We start from the raw sequence: 18,161 nt of genomic DNA, 5'->3' as shown, positions 1-18,161 counted from the left end.
GCGCAATGAGCGCGCCGGGCACCCGCGCTAATGACTGAAGCCAGATTGACCTTTCAATCGAAATCAGGAGTTGCCGCCGTGACTTTCAGGACGCTGCTTACGGTTACTGGGCCGAACCAGGGCGAAGCCGATCTAAAGCTGGCCGCCTCACTGTGCGAACAGGTCGGTGCCCATCTCTCCGTGCTCGTTCTCGAGCTGGCCGCGCCGCCCTCTGGGGGCGAGTATGCCGCTGTCGTCTCGCCTGCCTGGCTTGCGGAGCGGCAGGCCGAGTTGAGAAGGCTTGAGAAACGAAAATCAGACGTCGCCGGCTTTCTCTCCCAGACTGCCGTATCGGCCGATCTGAGCGACGACTATCCCGACATGGGATGGGCCGACGACGTCATCGGAAGGCGTGCCCGCTACGCCGATCTGACCCTTCTCGGACCAGATCTGCTGGCAAGCCATGCGCTGAAGGAGAAAGTCATCGAGGGCACGCTGTTTTCATCGGGAAAGCCCATCCTGCTTGTTCCCGAGGGCTCGCGCCCGACGCTGAAGCCGAAACGCATCCTCGTTGCATGGGACGCCCGCCTGGAGTCATCGCGCGCCGTCCGCGAGTCGCTCGATATGCTGAAAGGCGCCGAAGATGTGCGCCTTGTCATCATCGATCCCATCGAAAATGAGTTCCATCACGGCGACGAGCCAGGTGCAGATGCCGCGGCTTATCTTGCCCGGCACGGCGTGAAGGTTACCGTCGAGCGGCTACCGAGTTCGAATCATTCGGTTGCCGACGTGCTTCGCCAGCATGCCGGCGACGTCGCGGCCGAGCTCTTGGTCATGGGCGCCTATGGTCATTCCCGCCTGCGGGAGCGAATCTTCGGCGGGGTCACTAAGTCAATGCTTGAGGGCTCGTCACTACCGGTCTTAATGGCGCGATAACAATCCAAAAGGGCCGGTGCAGATTGCGCCAGCCCTTCGCATCTCGCGCAAATTGATGGAATGACTACTCGCTCGCTTCCCGTCCCGATACCCGTTCGATCAGGATCCGAAAGAAGACATGCGGCGCACTGTCGGCTGTGGGAGGAACCAGCGGCTTGAGTGCGCCGGGTTCCCACCAGTCGGAGTGCTTGCTCAAGACCGTCCAGGCATGATCCCGCTCAAGCTTGTGGCCGATCCGGTCAGGCAGTTCTTCGTATCGGCCGTCAACAACGACGCTTCTCCATCCCCGCCCCTGTCCATGCTCATCCACCTGGACGCACACCAGCGGATTGGCCCGCATCCATTCGATCTTTTTGCCCGGCATGGAAAACGCGTAAAGATGGGCGTCCGAATAGGCGTAGTGGAACGGCACGACATAGGGCTGTCCATCCTTTGCGCATGCCAGGCGGCCCACGCGATTGGCCGTCAGCAATTTGGTACATTCCAAAGCAGAAAGCGTGCGGATCTGCATCAGTTCGATCTCCTGTTCTTCATGGCCTTTGAACCAGGCCGGAAACGTGCCACTGGCCAGTTTTGTACAGCTGGGCAGCCTCGTCCATAGCGGAGACAACGTCGTTGTCAGAGAGTTGCGGGAACTGGCGATAATGATGGCTCAAGGCCTGGAACTGTCCTGGCCTACTGAGGCAGACTACACGGTCCGCTTCCTGCTCCAGCGCGGCGACCGTCACTTGCGGTGAAACGGGAACCGCCACGACGATTTCCCTCGGTGACCGGCGCTTGAGGGCGCGGATCGCGATTTTCATGGTCGTACCGGTCGCGACACCGTCATCGACGATGATAGCCGTCTTTCCTGCGATCGACATCGGTTTGGTCTTGCCACGATAGGCAACGCGCCGGCGTTCGAGTTCAGGACGTTCATTTGCAATCAAGACACGTAAGGCGTCGTCGTCGAGCCCATAGGCTCGACAATTTCACGGTTCAGCACGACCTCCCCAGGGTCGCCATCGATGATTGCGGCAACAGCCAATTCGGGATTGCCCGGGGCGCCGATCTTGCGGACGATCAGCAGGTCAAGAGGAGCGTTGAGGGCTTTGGCCACTTCCACTGCGACGGGCACGCCGCCACGCGGCAATGCCAGTACGATGGGCCGATGCAGTTGAAGTCTGCTCAGCTCCAGGCCAAGCTTCGCTCCAGCGTCTTCCCGGTCACGGAACATCGGTCAATCCACCGGCCACAGGTTTCGCAGCGACTTTTTCATCGAGTTTCTGACCTGTACGATCTCGCCATGCGAAATGTGACGGTCGAGAAGCTTGAACACGGCACTGATCGCGACATCGAAATCGATCTCCTCATCGTAGCCGAAACTGTTTCTGACACTGATAATGAAGTCGCGCTTCGTGCGCTCATGCGCAGGCACCGACGGCTTCCAACCTTCGAAATAGATGCCGCGGACCAAAACAGGCAGTTGCGCCGAGAGATCGGCCATTTCCGCCGGCGACAGCCAGTCCCGCACCGTGTGCAGGACAGCCCTCAGCAGCCGGCACGCGCTCGGTTCGCTCCAGCAGAGGTCTTTGGCGAGCTCCTTGACCCATTGTTGCGCCTGCTGGCCGGCATGCGTGAAGTCAGCGAAGGACGTGTGAGGACAAGGACCCATGGCGATGCTCCTGAGATTTGGCGCCATTCTGGGGCATAATAAGGCTCTGAGCATTGAGCGGGATCAAATCGTTCGGGCTCTGCGTCAAACGAACCGGAGGTGCTGGGCGCCAGTTCAGCCAAAAGCCTGCTGCACCAGCAGGGGAATGATCCGGTCGGTCTTGGCCACGGAAGGTCGTCCTGCTGAACCATAGGAAATGCCGAGCGCGTCCCAGGTCTCGACCAGGGCGTCCTGCAGCTCGGCGATCAGCGCATCCGAATGGAACGGCGTCGGCGTGATGCGCAGCCGCTCCGTGCCGCGCGGCACGGTCGGATAGTTGATCGGCTGGATGTAGATGCCGTGCACGCCGAGCAGCCGGTCGCTTGCCATCTTGCAAAGCTCGGGGTCGCCAACCAGCACTGGCACGATATGGGTCGCCGATTCCATCACCGGCAGGCCGGCGGCGGAGAGGATCTGCTTGGTCCGCGTCGCCTGCTGCTGCTGGGCGTCACGCTCGGCCTGCGAGCGCTTGAGATGACGGATCGAGGTGGTGGCAGCGGCGGCGATGGCCGGCGGCAGCGCGGTGGTGAAGATGAAGCCCGGCGCATAGGAGCGCACGGCGTCGATGACAGCACTCGTGCCGGTGATGTAGCCGCCCAGCGTGCCGAAAGCCTTGGCCAGCGTGCCCTCGATGATGTTGATGCGGTCGGCGAGGCCTTCCCGCTCGGTGATGCCACCGCCGCGCGGACCATACATGCCCACGGCGTGGACCTCGTCGATATAGGTCATGGCGTTATAGCGCTCGGCGAGGTCGACGATCTCCCGGATCGGCGCGATATCGCCATCCATCGAATAGACGCTCTCGAACACGATCAGCTTGGCGCGTTCGCGGCCCGCCGCCTGCAGCAGGCTTTCCAGGTGCGCGACATCGTTGTGGCGAAAAATCTTCTTTTCCGCGCCCGAGCGCCGCACGCCTTCGATCATCGAGGCATGGTTGAGCTCGTCCGAAATGATCAGGCAGTTGGGCAAAAGCCGCGCGATGGTCGAGATCGAGGCTTCGTTGGAGACAAAACCGGAGGTGAAGACCAGCGCGGCTTCCTTGTCGTGCAGGTCGGCGAGCTCATGCTCGAGTTCGACCAGCGGATTGCTGGTGCCGGAGATGTTGCGGGTGCCGCCGGCGCCCGAACCCATCCGGCCCGCCGCGTTCTGGAACGCTGCGATGACATCCGGGTGCTGGCCCATGCCGAGATAGTCGTTGGAGCACCAGACGGTGATTTCCTCTGCGCGGCCGTTGGCGCGCCAGATGGCACGCGGAAATTTGCCCGCTATGCGCTCGAGGTCGGCAAAGACGCGGTAGCGTCGTTCCGCATGGAGCTGGTCGATCGCGTCCTCGAAGAACCGCTGATAATTCATGTCCGAATCTCCTTATTTACTCGCTGTCGCGCTGCGGGCATCGGCTACACCGAATTTGGCAAGGGTTGGACGTAACCCTTTGCGGCAACGGACGACCTTGATTCATGTCAAAATCACGACTCCGAGGCTCCGCCTGCTCAGGTCGATATGAACCGATGCAATGATCCGCTGCGCAGCACAGAACGCGTCACGCCGCCAAAGGTCCTCTCCAGTAGCCGACTGTGACCGTAGCCGCCGAGAACTATGAGATCGGCCGCAATATCCTGTCCGATCTGCAGGAGGATGTCCGCCGGTTCGGAGAGGCGCGCATCCAAGACCACAGATCGCGCTGTCACTCCGTGCCGTGCCAGAAAGAGCTAACGTCCGCGACATCGTCGCCACGGGACGCCAGGATGAGACTCGCCGCATCCAGCATACGATTATGGTCGACCACCAGATCGGTCGACGGCGAGCCGGTCAAGATCAAATCGGCAGCACGCGCATTGAGTGCAAGTTCGCGCGTGGGATTGCCTATCTTTGCGCGCCAAGATGCACGATTGCTGCCGTTGACGGTGCTCAGGAATTCCTCTCTCAGGCAGTCGAGGCGACCTTCTATCTCCTCCACCTGGCACCACAACGCCTTGGGCGCGGCCTGGTCGTCAGTGCCGGTCGGAAGGACAAAATGCGGCTCGGCGGCGCTAGAAGCCAGAGGTCGGCCTCGAGCCGTTGAGCCAAATCCCATGCCATCGAGATGCGCGGCGCGGCGTCGCGTCTACGTCCAGTTGCACCATAATCATCTTAAAAGCCATCGCTCATTCCATCTGCGGTTGAACCGACTTGGCCATCAAATAGAGGGAGGCGTAAAAGCAAGGAAAACGGCTGGTGCCGGCACGCTCGTACAGCCCGCAAGACCATAGGGTTGATCCTGATCAAGGACATGACGACGAATGGCGTCAACGTCGTGCTGTGGAGATTCAGAACGGAGTAGTCGATAATGCACACTCAGCCCGAGCCATCCTCATTAGGCACACAATTGTTGCCGGTGGCGGAGAATGGCCAGAAGCTCTTCCTCGCCGCCGCGTCCCTTCAGGTGCACGCCTTCAAGGCCATGATGCGCTTCAATGTTGAAACGCTGGCGTTTCTGAAGCATCGTTGTGAGCAGGACGTGAGGCTGGCCGATGACTTGATCAGTGGTCCGCAGTTCAATGATGCCTTCGACATCTTCGCTGCTTTCGTGCAGAATGCGACGTCGCAATACGTGATCGAAGCCGGCAAGGTCGCCGCATTGACCTCCAGGCTCGCTTCCGAAACGGCCAGAAACATGCGTAAGGGCGCCAGGATAGCGATCGAGGATGCCGCGGCTAAGACTGTCGTGTAGACGGCAATGCGGAGGTCGTCAGACAACATGAACGCCGTTTACAGACATAGTCGTCTCAGGGCTTCCGTATTTGCGTTGATGTTACTCGGATGTGTGCAGCCAGCCTTGGCCGATAGCGTAACGGAGCATGGCAAGGCGTTGGTGGAGGTCAACTGCGCCCGCTGTCACGCCGTCGGAAAAACTGACAGGAGCAACCATCCCGACGCTCCGCCATTTCGCACCTTGTCAAAGCGCTATCCGATCTCCGATCTGGAGGAAGCTCTTGCGGAGGGCATTTCGACTGGCCATCCGGATATGCCAGAGTGGACTGCGAGCCCCGATCAGATCGAAGCAATCATCACGTATATCAGCACGCTGCAGCAGCCGTGACCCAGTCTCGAATGCGGCAGGCGATCGGGTCTGAACGGCTCCGGCTATTCGCGGCCAATTGCCGGCCAGCAAACTGCTACCGGAGAGGGCCAGGGCAACATCCGGCCAGGGGCACGAAGAAACGACTGCGCATGCGCCAGGATCTGGGCCTCGGTAGGAGGATCCGCCGGTTCGATGCCGACAATGCGATTGTTTAAGCCGGTGTTGTACTCGCGGATGTGCGTGGCCAGCTCGTGCTTCGCCGACCCTGGTCGCGGACCGAAGGGCGCTGAGGATGTCGTGGTAGAAGGCCTGATTTCCCAATGCACGCTTGCCGTCGACCGAGCCAGCCTTGTTGTGGCTCGGATGATGCGCAAGCGTCGTCGCAAGTCTCACACTGTCGGAGGTTCTCGCGGTTGAAAAAGAACACCTTGGCTTCACAATGGTCGCAGGCGCGGCGTGTCGGGTCGCCATTGCTGGAAATCCTTGCGTGTATTGCTGAACGGCAATCTGAGGCGCTGAGGGCTTAAGCAGGCTGCGACACCAGGATTGCCAGGATCGATCCAGGTTTAATGACGGTATTCGCCGATGCGACAATGGTCGCACGCCCAGCTGCCGGCGCGACAATCTCGTGCAGCGCGCTTTCGACGCGAACCTCGGCTATGCGCTCTCCGGCCCTGATCGGGTCGCCGCTGGCAATGAACCAGTGCTCCAGGATGCCCTCTGGCAACATGCTGGCCGCCACTGCGCCTTCGTCGACCTAGGTATACCGCATGGCAAATCTCGTTTTGCCGTCGAACGATAGGCTCCTAGGCGGCGCAGTCCTTGATCACGATCAATCGGCGTATGGCGCAGATGCCGCGATTGTGCGGTGATTGACGCGGATCAAATTCTGGTTCGGCAGCCGGCCTAAGATGGCCGATCATCGCCGGAGCGAGGTCATGGAGCAGTTCAGGGAAATGGTGCCCATCGCCATGGACGTCGGATCAGATATCAATGCTGCAATCGCGATCGATTGGGCTGCCCGCGGCGCGCATGTGATTGCGGCCGGTATGGCGTCTGCCGCAGGAATTGTGGTCGACATCGGTTCGACACAGGCAATCGCGCCCGCTTTGCCGGTAATTTCAAAAAGTGATGCAGATCAAGGCGCGCCACACCGTTTGCGAAGATTTTGATGCGATGTGGAAACCAATCCTAAGCGCTCCTTTTGGTCGCGATCTAGAACTGGCCGTTTTCGACGAAGACGGCGAGCACGCGCTTGTGTTTGCCTGCAGAAGGATAAAGGAGGGCTGGAAGAATGCTGCTAGTGGTGCCCGTCTCGACATCCGGCCGACCCATTGGCGCGATTGGGATTGGGAAAGGACCGAGGTCAGAAATCGCAATCCTCTCGAGGACTCTCCCTAGGGTCGGGACTCCACGATCAACGCCATACGCACCAGGTGTGACAGACTACTCGCCTCCATTTTGCTCATGACATTGGCCCGGTGGATTTCGACCGTGCGCGGGCTGATCCCCAGATCGTAGGCAATCGTCTTGTTGGGTAAACCGGCAACGAGTCCGTCCAGCACTTGGCGCTCGCGGTCAGACAAGGTCGATAGACGCGCGCGGATATCCGCGGACTGGGGATGCGCCGCGTTCGCCTCGTTCCGGTTGGCCAGTGCAGAGCGTATCGCCTGGATCAGCATCTCGTCGTCAAACGGCTTTTCGACGAAATCGGAAGCGCCTTCCTTCATGGCCTGAACGGCGAGCGCCACGTCGGCGTGACCTGTCATGATGATGACCGGAATCTTGTGGCCGCCTGTTCTGAGTTGCCGTAGCAATTCGATGCCGTCTATTCCCGGCATGCGCACGTCCGTAACGATGCAGCCGTCGAGATGGCCATCCGCCGCTGAGAGAAAAGCAGTGGCCGACTCGTACAGGCGTACGGCAAAGTCGGCTGTCGCCAGCAGAAAACCGAGAGACTTGCGAACATCAACATCGTCGTCGACGACGTGGACCAGATCACTGTCGGCCATTTGTGACCTCATCCTTCTCAACGATGCGTAAGGTGAACCGAAAGGCGGTGCCGCCCGTCGGCATTGCCTCGGCCCAGATGTGGCCGCCGTGCGATTCAACGATGGTGCGGCAGATGGAGAGACCGACACCCATACCCTGCTTCTTGGTGGTCACAAATGGCTGGAACAGTTGCGCCGAAACCTCTGGCGCGAGCCCCGGACCGGTATCGATCACGCTCACTTCAGCCATGCCATCGTCCCGGGCAACGGTTGTGATTTTCAATTCACGGCGCTGCGTTTCCTGCATGGCCTCCACTGCGTTGCGCATCAGATTGAGCAGAACCTGCTGAATTTGGATGCGATCGGTCAAGACCAGTTCCGCGGCAGGGTCGAGCTTGTAGCCGATCTGGACATTGATCTCCCTCGCACCAACCAGGGCGAGCGACGAGGCTTCCTCGATGAGCGCCGGCAATCGCTCGACCTGGCGCTCGCTTTCGCCCCTGGCAACAAAATCGCGCAGATGACGAATGACGTCGCCTGCCCGCAGGGCCTGCTCGGCGGCCTTTTCCACGGCATCCCGCAGCATCGGCGCGTTTGCTTCCGTGCTCTTCTCCAGGAGCCGTCGGCTGCCCTTCAGGTAATTGGTGATGGCTGTCAGCGGTTGGTTGATCTCATGAGCGAGCGTCGATGCCATCTCGCCAAGGGCGGTAAACCGCGCCATGTGCAGAAGCTCCTGCTGCTGTTCCTGAATTCTTGCTTCCGCGCGATGACGTTCAGTCAGGTCGCGGCAAAAGCCGGTAAAGAAGCGTCCGGTTCCCGGGTGCATTTCGCCGACGGAAAGCTCCATCGGGAAAGTCGTGCCATCCTTGCGTGCCCCGGTCACGGTGCGGCCGAGCCCGATGATCCGACGCTCCCCGGTCGTCAGGTAGCGAAGCAGATAAGCATCGTGCTCTTCGCGATAGGGCGCCGGCATCAGCATCTTGACGTTCTGTCCGATGACCTCGCCCGACTGGTAACCGAACAGCGTTTCGGCGGCCGTGCTGAAGGACTGGATACTGCCTTGCTCGTCAATGACGACCATCGCATCAGGCACGGTCGCCAGGATTGAACGCAGATGATCTTCGCGCAACAGAAGCGCGGCATTCGCAAATGAGAGGTCGCTGACATCCGTGCCTTCAATGAAGATGGCGGTAATTCGACCGTCATCGGCCCTGATCGGCTGATAGACAACATCCAGGATACGCTCTTCAATTGGCCCATTGCTGCTGTTGCGGAATCCGACCTTCACGCCTTTGCCGCTGTAGGACTCGCCAGTCACGTACACGCGGTCGAGCCGTTCGAGGAATTCGTGTCTTTCGAGTTCGGGAAAGGCCTCGCGCGCCGATTTTCCAATAACCTGCCGGTCGCCAATGAGTTGCTGGTAGGCGGCATTGGTCAGTACGAACACATGGTCAGGCTCGCGTATCAGAGCCATGAACCCGGGCGCCCGATCGAACATTTGCGACAATAGGGATTCGAGCGTCGTCCCGCCAGGCGTCAAACTGAATGCTTCGTCTTGGATCACCCGCGGTTCCTTAGGCTCGAGACACATAAACAAGGCCTAACTATCACTTCTCCGATCAGAGACAAAACGGATCGAGGCCGAAGTCTAGATGCAAAAGCGATTGGCCGGTTCTTTGACGCGCATCAAGGAAGCCAGCGCCCGTGAATGCAATTCATAGCACATTCGAAACGCTTGAGTGAAAGGCGCGTCCAATGTCCTACAAGTCCATAATCGCGAATCTCGCCGTCGATACGCCCCCTGCTGCGATTGTGAAAGTGGGTATCGAACTCGCAGAGCGTTTCGGCGCCCATCTCATTGGTCTGGCGGCGGCGGATGTTCCGCCCTTGGTCGCGACGGGTGAAGGCATGGTCTACGAAGGGGAGGTCATGCAGATTCAGCGGACTGAAATCGAAAAGAGGCTTGCCGAACTGCGTGCCGAGTTCGAAAGCCTGGTCCCGGCTTCGATCACAAGCGAGTGGGGACAGGCCGTCTGCAGCCCGACCCGCTTCCTCAGCGTTTTCGCCCGCGCAGCCGATCTTGTCGTGACCGGTGCGTCGGGAGACGACGTGTTTCGCGCCGCCGATGTTGGCAGCCTGGCGCTCGGCATCGGCCGGCCAGTCCTGGTCATCGGAAACAACGTCGAACACCTCCGCGCTAATACGGTCCTGGTTGCCTGGAAGGATACCAGGGAGGCGCGACGGGCGGTGGCGGATGCCTTGCCTTTTCTGGCCAAGGCCAATGAGGTTGTCGTCGCCACGATCGCCGCCGCCAAAGGCGACGACAATGTTCGTGACAGTCTCGCCGATGTCGCTGTCTATCTTGAGCACCATGGCATCATGGCGCAGACGGAACTGATCACCGGTGAAGTCGATGGCGAGCAGTTGTTGACATTCGCACGCTCGATCAATGCCGACATGATCGTCTCAGGCGCCTATGGCCATAGCCGCCTGCGCGAATGGGCGTTTGGTGGCGTCACCCGCACGCTGATCGAAGAGAGCAGCATCAACCGCTTCCTGTCATACTGATGGCGAATATCGTGTCTTCTGGCGTGGACCAACATTCCGTTGCGGCGGCCGCAAGTCCGTATTGGTCGATCACCAGCGAAGATCTCGTGCGAGGTCTGGCAACTTCGCCCACATCGGGCCTGGCTGGGTCGGATGCCGCCTCGCGGCTCATCAAATACGGCGCGAATACGCCGGCCTCGAAGTCAGGCGCGTCGGCGCTTAGCGTGTTCGTTCGCCAGTTCCGTAGCCCGCTTGTCCTGATCCTGATCTTCGCGGCTAGCGTTTCGGCCTTCGTCGGTGCAGGTCAGGAGGCCGCAATCATCGGGGCGATCGTGCTGGCAAGTTGCGTTCTCAGCTTCACCCAGGAGTATGGGGCGTCGCGGGCGACAGAGGCACTTAAACAGCGTATCTCGCGCAAGGCTACCGTGCTGCGAGATGGCGTCGAATCCTCCGTTTCTGCCGAAGAAATCGTGCCGGGCGACCTCATCCGGCTATCGGCCGGAAACCTCATACCTGCCGACTGCGTCATCCTCGAAGCGCGGGATTTCAATGTCAGCGAGGCGGTGCTGACTGGCGAAACCTTCCCCGTCCTGAAGGCGGCGGGGCGATCAGATCCTGATGCGTCCGTCGCCCAACGCAACAATGCGGTGTTTACCGGTACGTCCGTGCGCAGCGGCACGGCGACCGTGCTTGCGGCAGCGACCGGCCGGCGCACCGAATTCGCCTCCATCGCAGCGGCACTGGAGCGACAAATCCCGGAAACGGATTTTGCCCGCGGGATCAGATCGTTTGGCTATCTGATGACCGAGATCATGCTGGCGATTGTCATCATCGTGTTTTTTGCCAATCTGATGCTGCATCGTCCGCTGATAGAATCGCTGTTGTTTTCCCTGGCACTCGCGGTCGGCCTCACACCTGAACTGCTCCCGGCCATTATCAGTGTAACACTTGCTCGTGGCGCCCGCGCCATGGCTGCCAATGGCGTCATCGTGCGCCGTCTCGACGCCATCGAGAATCTGGGCAGCATGGACGTGCTTTGCACCGACAAGACCGGCACGCTGACGGAAGGCGTGATCCACCTTGACGGATGGCTTGATGTCGACGGCAACCCGTCAACCGACATCCTGCTTTGGGCACGTCTCAACGCAACCCTGCACACTGGACTGAAGAACCCGCTGGACGAAGCCATCGCCGGTGCGCCGGGCAAGGGTGCATCATTGGCCGCTTTCACCAAGGTCGACGAGATCCCTTATGATTTCATTCGCAAGCGCCTATCCGTTGTTGTGCGAACCAAGGATGGCGAAGATCTTCTGATCACGAAAGGCGCAGTACAGAACGTCCTCGAAACCTGCAGCTTCGTCGGCACAGCGAAAGGCCTGGAACCTCTCGAAGACACGCACCGCGCGGCGATCGACAAGATGTTTCGACGCTGGAGCGCGGAAGGATATCGCGTTCTGGGGCTAGCGACGCGTCGATTTGAAAGCCACGCTACCTATGGCAGGAAGGACGAGGTCGATCTCGCCTTCGCCGGCTTTCTGCTTTTCCTAGACCCGCCCAAGGAAGGCGTAAAGAGCACGCTTGCCGAACTCGCCCACCGGGGCATCGCCGTGAACGTCATTACGGGCGACAACCGCTACGTTGCAGCCCATCTTGCTCAAGCGGTCGGCTTGCGTAGCGATCGGATCATGACCGGGGAGGATCTGTCGAAGTTGACCAAGAGCGCGCTCTTTGCAGCCGTGCAGGACACTGACCTCTTCGTCGAGATCGACCCCAACCAGAAAGAACGCATTGTCCAGGCCTTGCGGAGCAGGGGCCATGTCGTTGGCTATCTGGGTGACGGCATCAATGATGCGCCCGCGCTCCATGAGGCCGATATTGGGGTCTCCGTCGACACCGCATGCGATGTCGCGCGTGAGGCTGCCGATATCATCCTTCTCAAGCAGGATCTCGGAGTGCTGGTGCGGGGCGTCGACGACGGCCGCAAGACCTTCGCCAACACCATGAAATATATCTCCATCACCACCAGCGCCAATTTCGGCAACATGATAAGTATGGCGGTCGCCTCGCTATTCCTGCCTTTCCTGCCACTTCTGGCAAAGCAGATCCTGCTCAACAATTTCCTTTCCGACGTGCCCTCACTCGCCATCGCAAGTGACAACGTTGACGCAGATCAGCTGCACAGGCCGCGCCACTGGGACATCCGTTTCGTGAGGCGATTCATGATCAGCTTTGGCCTGGTCAGTTCGCTGTTCGATTTCGCAACCTTCGCGTTCCTGCTGCTCTTCGCCCATGCCACAGAGGCTGCATTCCAGACAGCCTGGTTTGTCGAATCGTTGCTGACCGAGCTTGCAATCGTGCTCATCGTTCGTACGCACCGCGCTTTTTGGGCGAGCCGTCCGAGCCCCTTGCTCGCCTGGCTGACACTGGGCGTCGGGTTTGTCGCGATCATGATTCCGTATCTGCCGTTCGCAGACTGGTTCGGTTTCGTGCCCTTGCCGCTGCCTATACTTGCCGGACTTGTCGCTATCACCGCGCTCTATCTATGGGCCTCAGAGGCGACAAAGCGCGGGTTCTTCGGCCAGGAGGAGCCGCAGTCGCACCCGAAGAGGCCGGGGCAACCTATTGGCAGAGCCACCAAGTCTCATTCTGCGTACCCGACATTATAGGCTGGGTGGAGAGGCTTGAAACCATCGTGAAAAGAGCGCCGGCATTTTGCCTTATCGCAGATTGGACAAGGGGCTGCAGGTGCTGCTCGTTCATCCAGGCGGCCCATTCTGGCAAAAGCGAGATCTTGGGGCCTGGTCGATTGCAAGGGCGAGTATAATCCTAGCGGGGACGGCGCGGCGCGAGTTCACCGAAGAGACAGGCTGGGAGCTCAAGGGCCCACTGCTGAATTTGGGTGAGTAGCGCCAGCGAGAAGGCAAACCCAGCGCTCGAGGGTGATTTCGACACCGCGATGATGCGCAGCAATCTGTCTGCTATGGAGTGGCCACCACGCAGTGGCCGGGGACAATTGTTTGTCGACGTCGACCGCGGTGAATGGCTGGATCTAGCCTTGGCCCGGGACAAGTTGGTAGTCGGCCAACGGCGTTTTCTCGACCGCCTTGTCGCTTCAGCTCAGAGCCCAAGCCCTCCCGTTTAGCCTCAGGGATTAGCAACGACGCCTGCTGTTGATCGAGATCAATGATTGCGGCCGCCGACATGACAATGATGGTCGCTAGGCAGGAGTGATCAGCATGACATTTCTCGATTATCTGGTTTCAGTCGACGCCAGGACCGCCCTGATGGGCCGCATGATGCAGAAGCTTGGCGTCGACAAACAATTGAAATCGGTGCCGGATCATGCCGCCGTCACCAACCGGGCAGTGGACCGATGCCGCTCGTGTGGGCATCAGGACGAATGCTCGACCTGGCTCGACGAACACCAGCAAGCCGATAATCCGCCAGACTATTGCCGCAACCGTGATCTTATCGCACGGCTGCAACACGCCGCCGGTCAACGTTAGAACCGTCGACGCCTCGAGCTGGATGGAGGGTCACTCAACCTCTGGAAAGACCGTACGTCTTGGAGGTCCAGCGCAACCGGATGCGTAGGCTCCGGACTCCATGGATCGCCCTGGCGGGCTTGATAGCACGGACCTCTTCAGCTGGTGGCCACATCTTCAGGCGAGCATCCAAACCCGTTTGGCATGGTAATCGGCTGGTGATGTTCTCATTCTCGACAATTCGCTGTCGAGCGAGATTGATCGTGGACCCGCGGCTTGCAGTGGCAAGTTCGTCGGGATCGTCCCGCCGCTACGAAACAAGCACCACGGACAACGGATCGGCGCAGAAGAGACCATCCCTGACAGCCTTTACGCCGGCAACGTTTTCGGCTGCCACAAAGGCTGCCTGGCGCTCACGTTCGTCGAAGATGACACCGCTCAATATCACCACGCCCTTGTTCACCATCACGTGGATCAGGTCTTTGCCGGTCCATTTGTGCTTTGCAAGCTCGCCAGCGACGTTGTGGCGAATCTGCTCGTCATCGATGACCGAACGGCCTGCATCCGGAAGGACGCTGAGCAATGCCCGCAGCAGATCAGAACGGGTGATGATGCCGACGACTTTCCCGGCATCGATGACCGGAATGCGTTTGACGTGATGTTGCGTCATGAGTTCGACGACCTCGGCGAGCGACGCGGCGGGAGACGCCGTGACGACATCGCTGGACATCACCTCCTCGATCCGTCGACCATTGGCGTGGACATATTCGTCGGCGGCCTTTCCAGGACTGACGAGAAACTCTAGCCAGCGCGAGCGCTTTTGCTCGGTGTCCAGTTCTCCTCGTCGCAGGAAATCGCCCTCGCTGACAATCCCCACCAGCGTGCCGTCGCCGCGAACAACAGGCAGGCCGCTGATCTTATTGGACAGCATCAGCCCGGCCACCTCGGCGATCGAGGCGGACGGGTCCGTGCAGATGACTGGCTTGCTCATGATGGCTTCGGCTTGCATGCTCGCTCCCCGGAGATATTTCATTCCCGGCTTCTTAGATGCCGCATGAGCGAAGGGCCTTGATTTGAATCATTTTGCCCTCGAGACAAATGACCCAAGCTGGGGCTGCAAATAACCAGGCGCGTGCCCGTCAACCAGCGATCGCGGTCTTAGCGACGTTCACGCCAAGTTCGTAGACAAGCAGTCCACCATAATAGGCCGTCGCCGTGACCAGAATTGCTCCGCCAATTTCGACCAGAGGAATAGCAATGGTCAGTAGCCGCAGTTCACGATTCCGCACCCAAAGGCCGAGCCTCACTAGGCCCCAGATCAGAAACGCGAACGCTGTGATACCTCCCAGGCTCTCGTGGATCTCCGCTATGTCACTGCTGAAGCCGGCGGCTTCAGCATGATCGAGTGCCATTCCCCCATAGAACCAGGTTCCAATCGCGAACGCCCCGGCTGCGAGAGCGATAAAGGTCGATACCGTCCCCACGCCAGAACGCTTGGTCACCGCGTTGCCGCGAGCGAGCACCACAAGGTCGATCGCCGCCAAAGTGTAGATGAGGACAATGGGAAAATGCACGAGCATGGGATGGATATGCTGGACTGGGATCATGACAAGGAAAATCTCCGGAGTGGCCAAGGGATGGCGCAGATAGAGGGGGTAAGTTTGGCGATAGCGCAATTGATCAGCGGACGCCCAGCTCAAGGGCTGGGCATAAGCTTTTCGGTATCAGTCGTCGTCCCCCTGGCCGTCCTCGTCAGTGCTGCTGAAAACGGCCTTACTGGAAGTGTGACTGTCGTCGCATTCGTGGTCATCGCCAACGCCCTTGATCGCCTTGGGACCGGTGGCATCCTGCATGGGGATGGCCTCCAGATCGATTGGGCCGGCAGGGGCAATTGAGGATGAGGATGACGCTGCGCATGAACCTTCTTCAGATTCAGCGGCTGCCGGCAGGGCAAAGGTCGAGAAGCATCCGAGTGCTGCGAGTAAGAACAGGGAATTGCGCATGGTTTCGACATCCTTTTCTCTGCGCGGCCATGATTGGCCGCGAGGATGCCGTGATAGCGAGCCTTTGCTTGCCGGCAGCTGTGGATGGTTGACAGCAAATTGAAAGCTTCGACGTGCGACATGCCTCCCTCATGATGGTCAAACTAAAGAGCCTCGCAATCCTGGGCCTGGCCGGGCTTGTCCTGGCCCAGCCACTTGCCGCGCGGGCTGACGAGGACGACGATGGCGATCATGACAGGGCGCGGGATCTCTACGAACACGGTGAGATAAAAGGCCTTTCCAATATCCTCGATATTGTTCGCGCGCAGGCTCCAGGCGACATCGTCGCGGTTGACCTCCTCCGCAAGGCCAACAAATGGGTCTATCGATTCCAGGTCGTCGGCGCCGATGGCCGGCGAAAGACTGTCGATGTTGACGCCGGTGCCGGTGTCATCATGCGCGAAAGGGAGGGGGACTGATGAAGATCCTCCTTGCCGAGGACGAGCCCCGTATCGCCGCCGATATCGCTACAGCCCTTAAGGCATCCGGTCTGGCGGTTGATATCGTTCGCGATGGAGAGGCTGCCTGGTTCGCAGGCGATGTGGAGAACTACGATGCTGCGATCCTGGACCTCGGGTTGCCGAAGCTCGATGGTCTCACTGTCTTGAAGCGCTGGCGGGCCAATGAGCGCAGGTTTCCGGTTCTCATCCTGACGGCAAGAGGTACGTGGACCGAACGCGTGGACGGTATCAATTCCGGTGCTGACGACTATCTTCCCAAACCCTTTGAGATGGAAGAACTGCTCGCCCGATTGCGGGCGATCCTGCGTCGTTCGGCCGGGCAGGCCGCACCCGTTCTGAGGTCCGGGCCGTTGCTTCTGGATACGCGCCAGATGCGTATTTCGCTCCGTGGCGTCCCCATTTCTCTTTCGCCGCTGGAATACCGGCTCCTGGCGTTTCTGATGCATCATGCTGGTCGGGTGGTGGCGCCCACCGAACTTGCTGAGCATCTCTACGATTCAGGGAACGACCGCGATCCGAACACGATCGAGGTGATCGTCGCGCGCTTGCGTCGCAAGCTCGGGAGTGGCGCCATCGAAACGCGGCGCGGCTTCGGGTATCTGATGCCCGATGATCCCGCCTGATGGGCGGCTCGATCCGCTTCAGGCTGTGGCTGGCGGCAACGATCTCGATTCTTGTCGCGCTCGCCATAGCCGGCGCCGGCTTGCGCTATCTGTTTGAACTTCACGTCGAGCGGCGCGTTGTGGGCGAGCTGACGGTCGATCTCAATGAGTTGATCGGCGCAACGACCTTCACAAGCAACGGCCAACTGGTGTTAGCCCCGGTGCTCACCGACCCGCGCTTCGCCAATCCGCTGTCCGGTTATTACTGGCAGGTCGAAGACATCGCTACCGGCGGTCTCCAGCGCTCACGATCTTTGTGGGACGCCAAGCTGGTCCTGCCTGCCCGCAGCGCAACGGGTGAGATGCGAACGGTCGAGGAGTTCACGGGACCTGGCGGAGAACTCAGCATTGCGGTCGAGCGTACAATCATCGACGCCGGAGGTCGGTCCTTTCGCGCAGTCGTGGCGGAGGATCATCGAACCATCGAGGCGTCTGTAAGCGAGTATGTTCGCGATCTTGCTCCGGCTCTCTTGATGCTCGCCGCAGTTCTCATGGCCGCGTTTTTCATCCAGATCACGATCGGTCTCGCACCTCTGGAGACCTTGCGGGCCGCCGTCGGAAGCGTGATTGCGCAGCGAACGACACGGCTCGATGTGGTGGCACCGAGCGAAGTGCAGCCGCTCGCTGACGAAATCAATCGTCTTCTCAATGCCCAGGAGAAGGCTCTTGCTCGGGCCCGTTCGCGCGCCACCGATCTGGCGCACGGCCTCAAGACGCCGCTCCAGGTCCTGTCGGCTGACATCCGTGCCTTGCGCAAGAAAGGCGAGACGGATCTGGCCGACGAGATCGAGAAGAGCACAGAAGCGATCCGGCGCCATGTCGAGCGGGAGCTCGCGCGCGCCCGCCTCGCGCCCGGCGTTTCCGGCGAGGCATCCTGCCGGGTATCGCAGGTCGCGGCCGGCGTCATTGCCGTCGTCAAGCGCACGCCAAGCGGCAAGCAGCTTTCATTCAAGATGACCGTCCCGGAGGATCTGACAGCGCCGATGGATGAAGGCGACTTGTCGGAAATCCTCGGCAATCTGGTCGAAAACGCCGCGCGCTACGCAAAGTCGTCAGTGCGTGTCGATGCATCCTCCACCGCTGACGAGGTAATCGTCACTGTCGCCGATGATGGTCCTGGCATACCGGATGCCGATCGGGAGACCGCTCTGTCCCGTGGTGTCCAGCTCGACAGCAAGGGCGGCAGCAGCGGGCTTGGCCTGGCCATCGTATCCGATATCGTCGAAGCCTATGGCGGACGCCTTGCCATGGCCAACGCCGATCCGGGTCTGTTTATGGCCATTTCCTTGCGACGACACAGTTGA

Annotated in this window: 23 protein-coding genes and 1 pseudogene; 11 read left to right on the top strand and 13 right to left on the bottom strand. The window is 60.1% G+C overall.

Annotation, left to right across the window (positions count from 1 at the left end):
* Nucleotides 1–78 precede the first annotated feature (78 nt).
* Nucleotides 79–915, top strand: coding sequence for a universal stress protein (locus tag FJ973_RS07720; protein WP_140522920.1), 837 nt, complete (start codon nucleotides 79–81; stop codon nucleotides 913–915).
* Nucleotides 916–979: 64 nt separating this feature from the next.
* Here FJ973_RS07720 and FJ973_RS07715 read toward each other — a convergent pair whose 3' ends face one another.
* The 7 genes from FJ973_RS07715 to FJ973_RS07690 all read right to left on the bottom strand — a co-directional run bounded on the left by FJ973_RS07715 (nucleotide 980) and on the right by FJ973_RS07690 (nucleotide 4,565).
* On the bottom strand, nucleotides 980–1,426 hold the full coding sequence (locus tag FJ973_RS07715) for a pyridoxamine 5'-phosphate oxidase family protein (protein WP_140522918.1): 447 nt from the start codon (nucleotides 1,424–1,426) through the stop codon (nucleotides 980–982).
* Between the two features lie 19 nt (nucleotides 1,427–1,445).
* The gene (locus FJ973_RS31260; protein WP_224656350.1) at nucleotides 1,446–1,844 is read right to left on the bottom strand and encodes a phosphoribosyltransferase family protein; all 399 of its coding nucleotides are present in this window, start codon (nucleotides 1,842–1,844) and stop codon (nucleotides 1,446–1,448) included.
* Nucleotides 1,841–2,131, bottom strand: a complete 291-nt coding sequence (locus tag FJ973_RS31255) for a phosphoribosyltransferase family protein (RefSeq protein WP_224656349.1) — start codon at nucleotides 2,129–2,131, stop codon at nucleotides 1,841–1,843. Before FJ973_RS31255 ends, FJ973_RS31260 begins: the two co-directional genes overlap by 4 nt.
* 3 nt (nucleotides 2,132–2,134) lie before the next feature.
* Nucleotides 2,135–2,569 carry a DUF2267 domain-containing protein gene (locus FJ973_RS07705; protein ID WP_140522916.1) on the bottom strand — a complete coding sequence of 145 codons (435 nt, stop codon included), beginning with the start codon at nucleotides 2,567–2,569 and terminating at the stop codon, nucleotides 2,135–2,137.
* A 114-nt stretch (nucleotides 2,570–2,683) separates the two neighbouring features.
* Nucleotides 2,684–3,961, bottom strand: coding sequence for a 5-aminolevulinate synthase (gene hemA, locus FJ973_RS07700; protein WP_140522914.1), 1,278 nt, complete (start codon nucleotides 3,959–3,961; stop codon nucleotides 2,684–2,686).
* A 137-nt stretch (nucleotides 3,962–4,098) separates the two neighbouring features.
* Complete coding sequence (locus FJ973_RS07695; RefSeq protein WP_224684587.1) at nucleotides 4,099–4,281, bottom strand: universal stress protein; 183 nt, start codon at nucleotides 4,279–4,281, stop codon at nucleotides 4,099–4,101.
* An 11-nt stretch (nucleotides 4,282–4,292) separates the two neighbouring features.
* Nucleotides 4,293–4,565 carry a hypothetical protein gene (locus FJ973_RS07690; RefSeq protein WP_140522912.1) on the bottom strand — a complete coding sequence of 91 codons (273 nt, stop codon included), beginning with the start codon at nucleotides 4,563–4,565 and terminating at the stop codon, nucleotides 4,293–4,295.
* A 369-nt stretch (nucleotides 4,566–4,934) separates the two neighbouring features.
* Here FJ973_RS07690 and FJ973_RS07685 point away from each other — a divergent pair, with 369 nt between their 5' ends.
* Both FJ973_RS07685 and FJ973_RS07680 read left to right on the top strand, forming a co-directional pair.
* Nucleotides 4,935–5,318: a phasin family protein gene (locus FJ973_RS07685; RefSeq protein WP_140522910.1), complete on the top strand. Its 384-nt coding sequence runs from the start codon at nucleotides 4,935–4,937 to the stop codon at nucleotides 5,316–5,318.
* Between the two features lie 78 nt (nucleotides 5,319–5,396).
* Nucleotides 5,397–5,687, top strand: a complete 291-nt coding sequence (locus FJ973_RS07680) for a cytochrome c (RefSeq protein ID WP_140523410.1) — start codon at nucleotides 5,397–5,399, stop codon at nucleotides 5,685–5,687.
* A 505-nt stretch (nucleotides 5,688–6,192) separates the two neighbouring features.
* Here FJ973_RS07680 and FJ973_RS07675 read toward each other — a convergent pair.
* On the bottom strand, nucleotides 6,193–6,411 hold the full coding sequence (locus FJ973_RS07675; RefSeq protein WP_224656228.1) for a biotin/lipoyl-containing protein: 219 nt from the start codon (nucleotides 6,409–6,411) through the stop codon (nucleotides 6,193–6,195).
* Between the two features lie 196 nt (nucleotides 6,412–6,607).
* Here FJ973_RS07675 and FJ973_RS07670 point away from each other — a divergent pair, with 196 nt between their 5' ends.
* Nucleotides 6,608–6,841: a hypothetical protein gene (locus tag FJ973_RS07670; protein WP_140527996.1), complete on the top strand. Its 234-nt coding sequence runs from the start codon at nucleotides 6,608–6,610 to the stop codon at nucleotides 6,839–6,841.
* A gap of 225 nt (nucleotides 6,842–7,066) precedes the next feature.
* Here the strand turns inward: FJ973_RS07670 and fixJ are convergent, their stop codons facing one another.
* Complete coding sequence (fixJ, locus tag FJ973_RS07660; protein WP_140522905.1) at nucleotides 7,067–7,681, bottom strand: response regulator FixJ; 615 nt, start codon at nucleotides 7,679–7,681, stop codon at nucleotides 7,067–7,069.
* On the bottom strand, nucleotides 7,668–9,158 hold the full coding sequence (locus FJ973_RS07655) for a PAS domain-containing sensor histidine kinase (RefSeq protein ID WP_224656241.1): 1,491 nt from the start codon (nucleotides 9,156–9,158) through the stop codon (nucleotides 7,668–7,670). Before FJ973_RS07655 ends, fixJ begins: the two co-directional genes overlap by 14 nt.
* A 257-nt stretch (nucleotides 9,159–9,415) precedes the next feature.
* On the opposite strand from FJ973_RS07655, the gene FJ973_RS07650 reads away from it, so the two are divergent.
* The 4 genes and pseudogenes from FJ973_RS07650 (at nucleotide 9,416) to FJ973_RS07635 (ending at nucleotide 13,713) form a co-directional block, all read left to right on the top strand.
* Complete coding sequence (locus FJ973_RS07650; protein ID WP_140522901.1) at nucleotides 9,416–10,228, top strand: universal stress protein; 813 nt, start codon at nucleotides 9,416–9,418, stop codon at nucleotides 10,226–10,228.
* Nucleotides 10,228–12,873 (top strand): magnesium-translocating P-type ATPase, encoded by a 2,646-nt coding sequence (gene mgtA, locus FJ973_RS07645; protein WP_224656229.1) that lies wholly within the window; start codon nucleotides 10,228–10,230, stop codon nucleotides 12,871–12,873. Before FJ973_RS07650 ends, mgtA begins: the two co-directional genes overlap by 1 nt.
* Nucleotides 12,874–12,916: 43 nt before the next feature.
* Nucleotides 12,917–13,349 (top strand): annotated as a pseudogene (locus FJ973_RS31245) (NUDIX hydrolase).
* Nucleotides 13,350–13,443: 94 nt separating this feature from the next.
* Entirely contained in the window at nucleotides 13,444–13,713 is a 270-nt protein-coding gene (locus FJ973_RS07635) for a DUF6455 family protein (RefSeq protein ID WP_140522897.1), read from the top strand.
* 289 nt (nucleotides 13,714–14,002) lie between these two features.
* On the opposite strand, the gene FJ973_RS07630 is transcribed toward FJ973_RS07635, so the two are convergent.
* The 3 genes from FJ973_RS07630 to FJ973_RS07620 all read right to left on the bottom strand — a co-directional run bounded on the left by FJ973_RS07630 (nucleotide 14,003) and on the right by FJ973_RS07620 (nucleotide 15,695).
* Entirely contained in the window at nucleotides 14,003–14,701 is a 699-nt protein-coding gene (locus tag FJ973_RS07630; RefSeq protein WP_140522895.1) for a CBS domain-containing protein, read from the bottom strand.
* A gap of 130 nt (nucleotides 14,702–14,831) precedes the next feature.
* Complete coding sequence (locus FJ973_RS07625) at nucleotides 14,832–15,299, bottom strand: DUF2231 domain-containing protein (protein ID WP_140522893.1); 468 nt, start codon at nucleotides 15,297–15,299, stop codon at nucleotides 14,832–14,834.
* Between the two features lie 117 nt (nucleotides 15,300–15,416).
* Nucleotides 15,417–15,695: a hypothetical protein gene (locus FJ973_RS07620; RefSeq protein WP_140522891.1), complete on the bottom strand. Its 279-nt coding sequence runs from the start codon at nucleotides 15,693–15,695 to the stop codon at nucleotides 15,417–15,419.
* A gap of 131 nt (nucleotides 15,696–15,826) precedes the next feature.
* Here FJ973_RS07620 and FJ973_RS07615 point away from each other — a divergent pair, with 131 nt between their 5' ends.
* From FJ973_RS07615 to FJ973_RS07605, 3 genes are read left to right on the top strand one after another with little or no spacing between them, the layout of a single operon-like run.
* A complete protein-coding gene (locus tag FJ973_RS07615) occupies nucleotides 15,827–16,153 on the top strand; it encodes a PepSY domain-containing protein (protein ID WP_140522889.1) in 327 nt (108 codons plus the stop codon).
* Nucleotides 16,153–16,818, top strand: coding sequence for a response regulator transcription factor (locus FJ973_RS07610; protein ID WP_140522887.1), 666 nt, complete (start codon nucleotides 16,153–16,155; stop codon nucleotides 16,816–16,818). The genes FJ973_RS07615 and FJ973_RS07610 overlap by 1 nt, the downstream gene beginning before the upstream one ends.
* Nucleotides 16,818–18,161, top strand: a complete 1,344-nt coding sequence (locus FJ973_RS07605) for a HAMP domain-containing sensor histidine kinase (protein ID WP_140522885.1) — start codon at nucleotides 16,818–16,820, stop codon at nucleotides 18,159–18,161. Before FJ973_RS07610 ends, FJ973_RS07605 begins: the two co-directional genes overlap by 1 nt.

The sequence above is a fragment of the Mesorhizobium sp. B2-1-3 genome, assembly GCF_006442495.1.
Taxonomy (GTDB): Bacteria; Pseudomonadota; Alphaproteobacteria; order Rhizobiales; family Rhizobiaceae; genus Mesorhizobium.
Note: the sequence above shows the minus strand (reverse complement) of the source record. Positions and strands in the feature narration are given on the sequence as shown.

Excerpts from the sequence above, each read along its gene's own strand:
- mgtA (WP_224656229.1), top strand. The coding sequence starts at position 10,228 with ATGGCGAATATCGTGTCTTCTGGCGTGGACCAACATTCCGTTGCGGCG.
- FJ973_RS07620 (WP_140522891.1), bottom strand. The coding sequence starts at position 15,695 with ATGCGCAATTCCCTGTTCTTACTCGCAGCACTCGGATGCTTCTCGACC.
- hemA (WP_140522914.1), bottom strand. The coding sequence starts at position 3,961 with ATGAATTATCAGCGGTTCTTCGAGGACGCGATCGACCAGCTCCATGCG.
- FJ973_RS07670 (WP_140527996.1), top strand. The coding sequence starts at position 6,608 with ATGGAGCAGTTCAGGGAAATGGTGCCCATCGCCATGGACGTCGGATCA.
- FJ973_RS07625 (WP_140522893.1), bottom strand. The coding sequence starts at position 15,299 with ATGATCCCAGTCCAGCATATCCATCCCATGCTCGTGCATTTTCCCATT.
- fixJ (WP_140522905.1), bottom strand. The coding sequence starts at position 7,681 with ATGGCCGACAGTGATCTGGTCCACGTCGTCGACGACGATGTTGATGTT.
- FJ973_RS07635 (WP_140522897.1), top strand. The coding sequence starts at position 13,444 with ATGACATTTCTCGATTATCTGGTTTCAGTCGACGCCAGGACCGCCCTG.
- FJ973_RS07615 (WP_140522889.1), top strand. The coding sequence starts at position 15,827 with ATGATGGTCAAACTAAAGAGCCTCGCAATCCTGGGCCTGGCCGGGCTT.
- FJ973_RS07605 (WP_140522885.1), top strand. The coding sequence starts at position 16,818 with ATGGGCGGCTCGATCCGCTTCAGGCTGTGGCTGGCGGCAACGATCTCG.
- FJ973_RS07685 (WP_140522910.1), top strand. The coding sequence starts at position 4,935 with ATGCACACTCAGCCCGAGCCATCCTCATTAGGCACACAATTGTTGCCG.
- FJ973_RS07705 (WP_140522916.1), bottom strand. The coding sequence starts at position 2,569 with ATGGGTCCTTGTCCTCACACGTCCTTCGCTGACTTCACGCATGCCGGC.
- FJ973_RS07655 (WP_224656241.1), bottom strand. The coding sequence starts at position 9,158 with ATGTTCGATCGGGCGCCCGGGTTCATGGCTCTGATACGCGAGCCTGAC.
- FJ973_RS07680 (WP_140523410.1), top strand. The coding sequence starts at position 5,397 with ATGTTACTCGGATGTGTGCAGCCAGCCTTGGCCGATAGCGTAACGGAG.
- FJ973_RS07610 (WP_140522887.1), top strand. The coding sequence starts at position 16,153 with ATGAAGATCCTCCTTGCCGAGGACGAGCCCCGTATCGCCGCCGATATC.
- FJ973_RS31255 (WP_224656349.1), bottom strand. The coding sequence starts at position 2,131 with ATGTTCCGTGACCGGGAAGACGCTGGAGCGAAGCTTGGCCTGGAGCTG.
- FJ973_RS07650 (WP_140522901.1), top strand. The coding sequence starts at position 9,416 with ATGTCCTACAAGTCCATAATCGCGAATCTCGCCGTCGATACGCCCCCT.
- FJ973_RS07715 (WP_140522918.1), bottom strand. The coding sequence starts at position 1,426 with ATGCAGATCCGCACGCTTTCTGCTTTGGAATGTACCAAATTGCTGACG.
- FJ973_RS07630 (WP_140522895.1), bottom strand. The coding sequence starts at position 14,701 with ATGCAAGCCGAAGCCATCATGAGCAAGCCAGTCATCTGCACGGACCCG.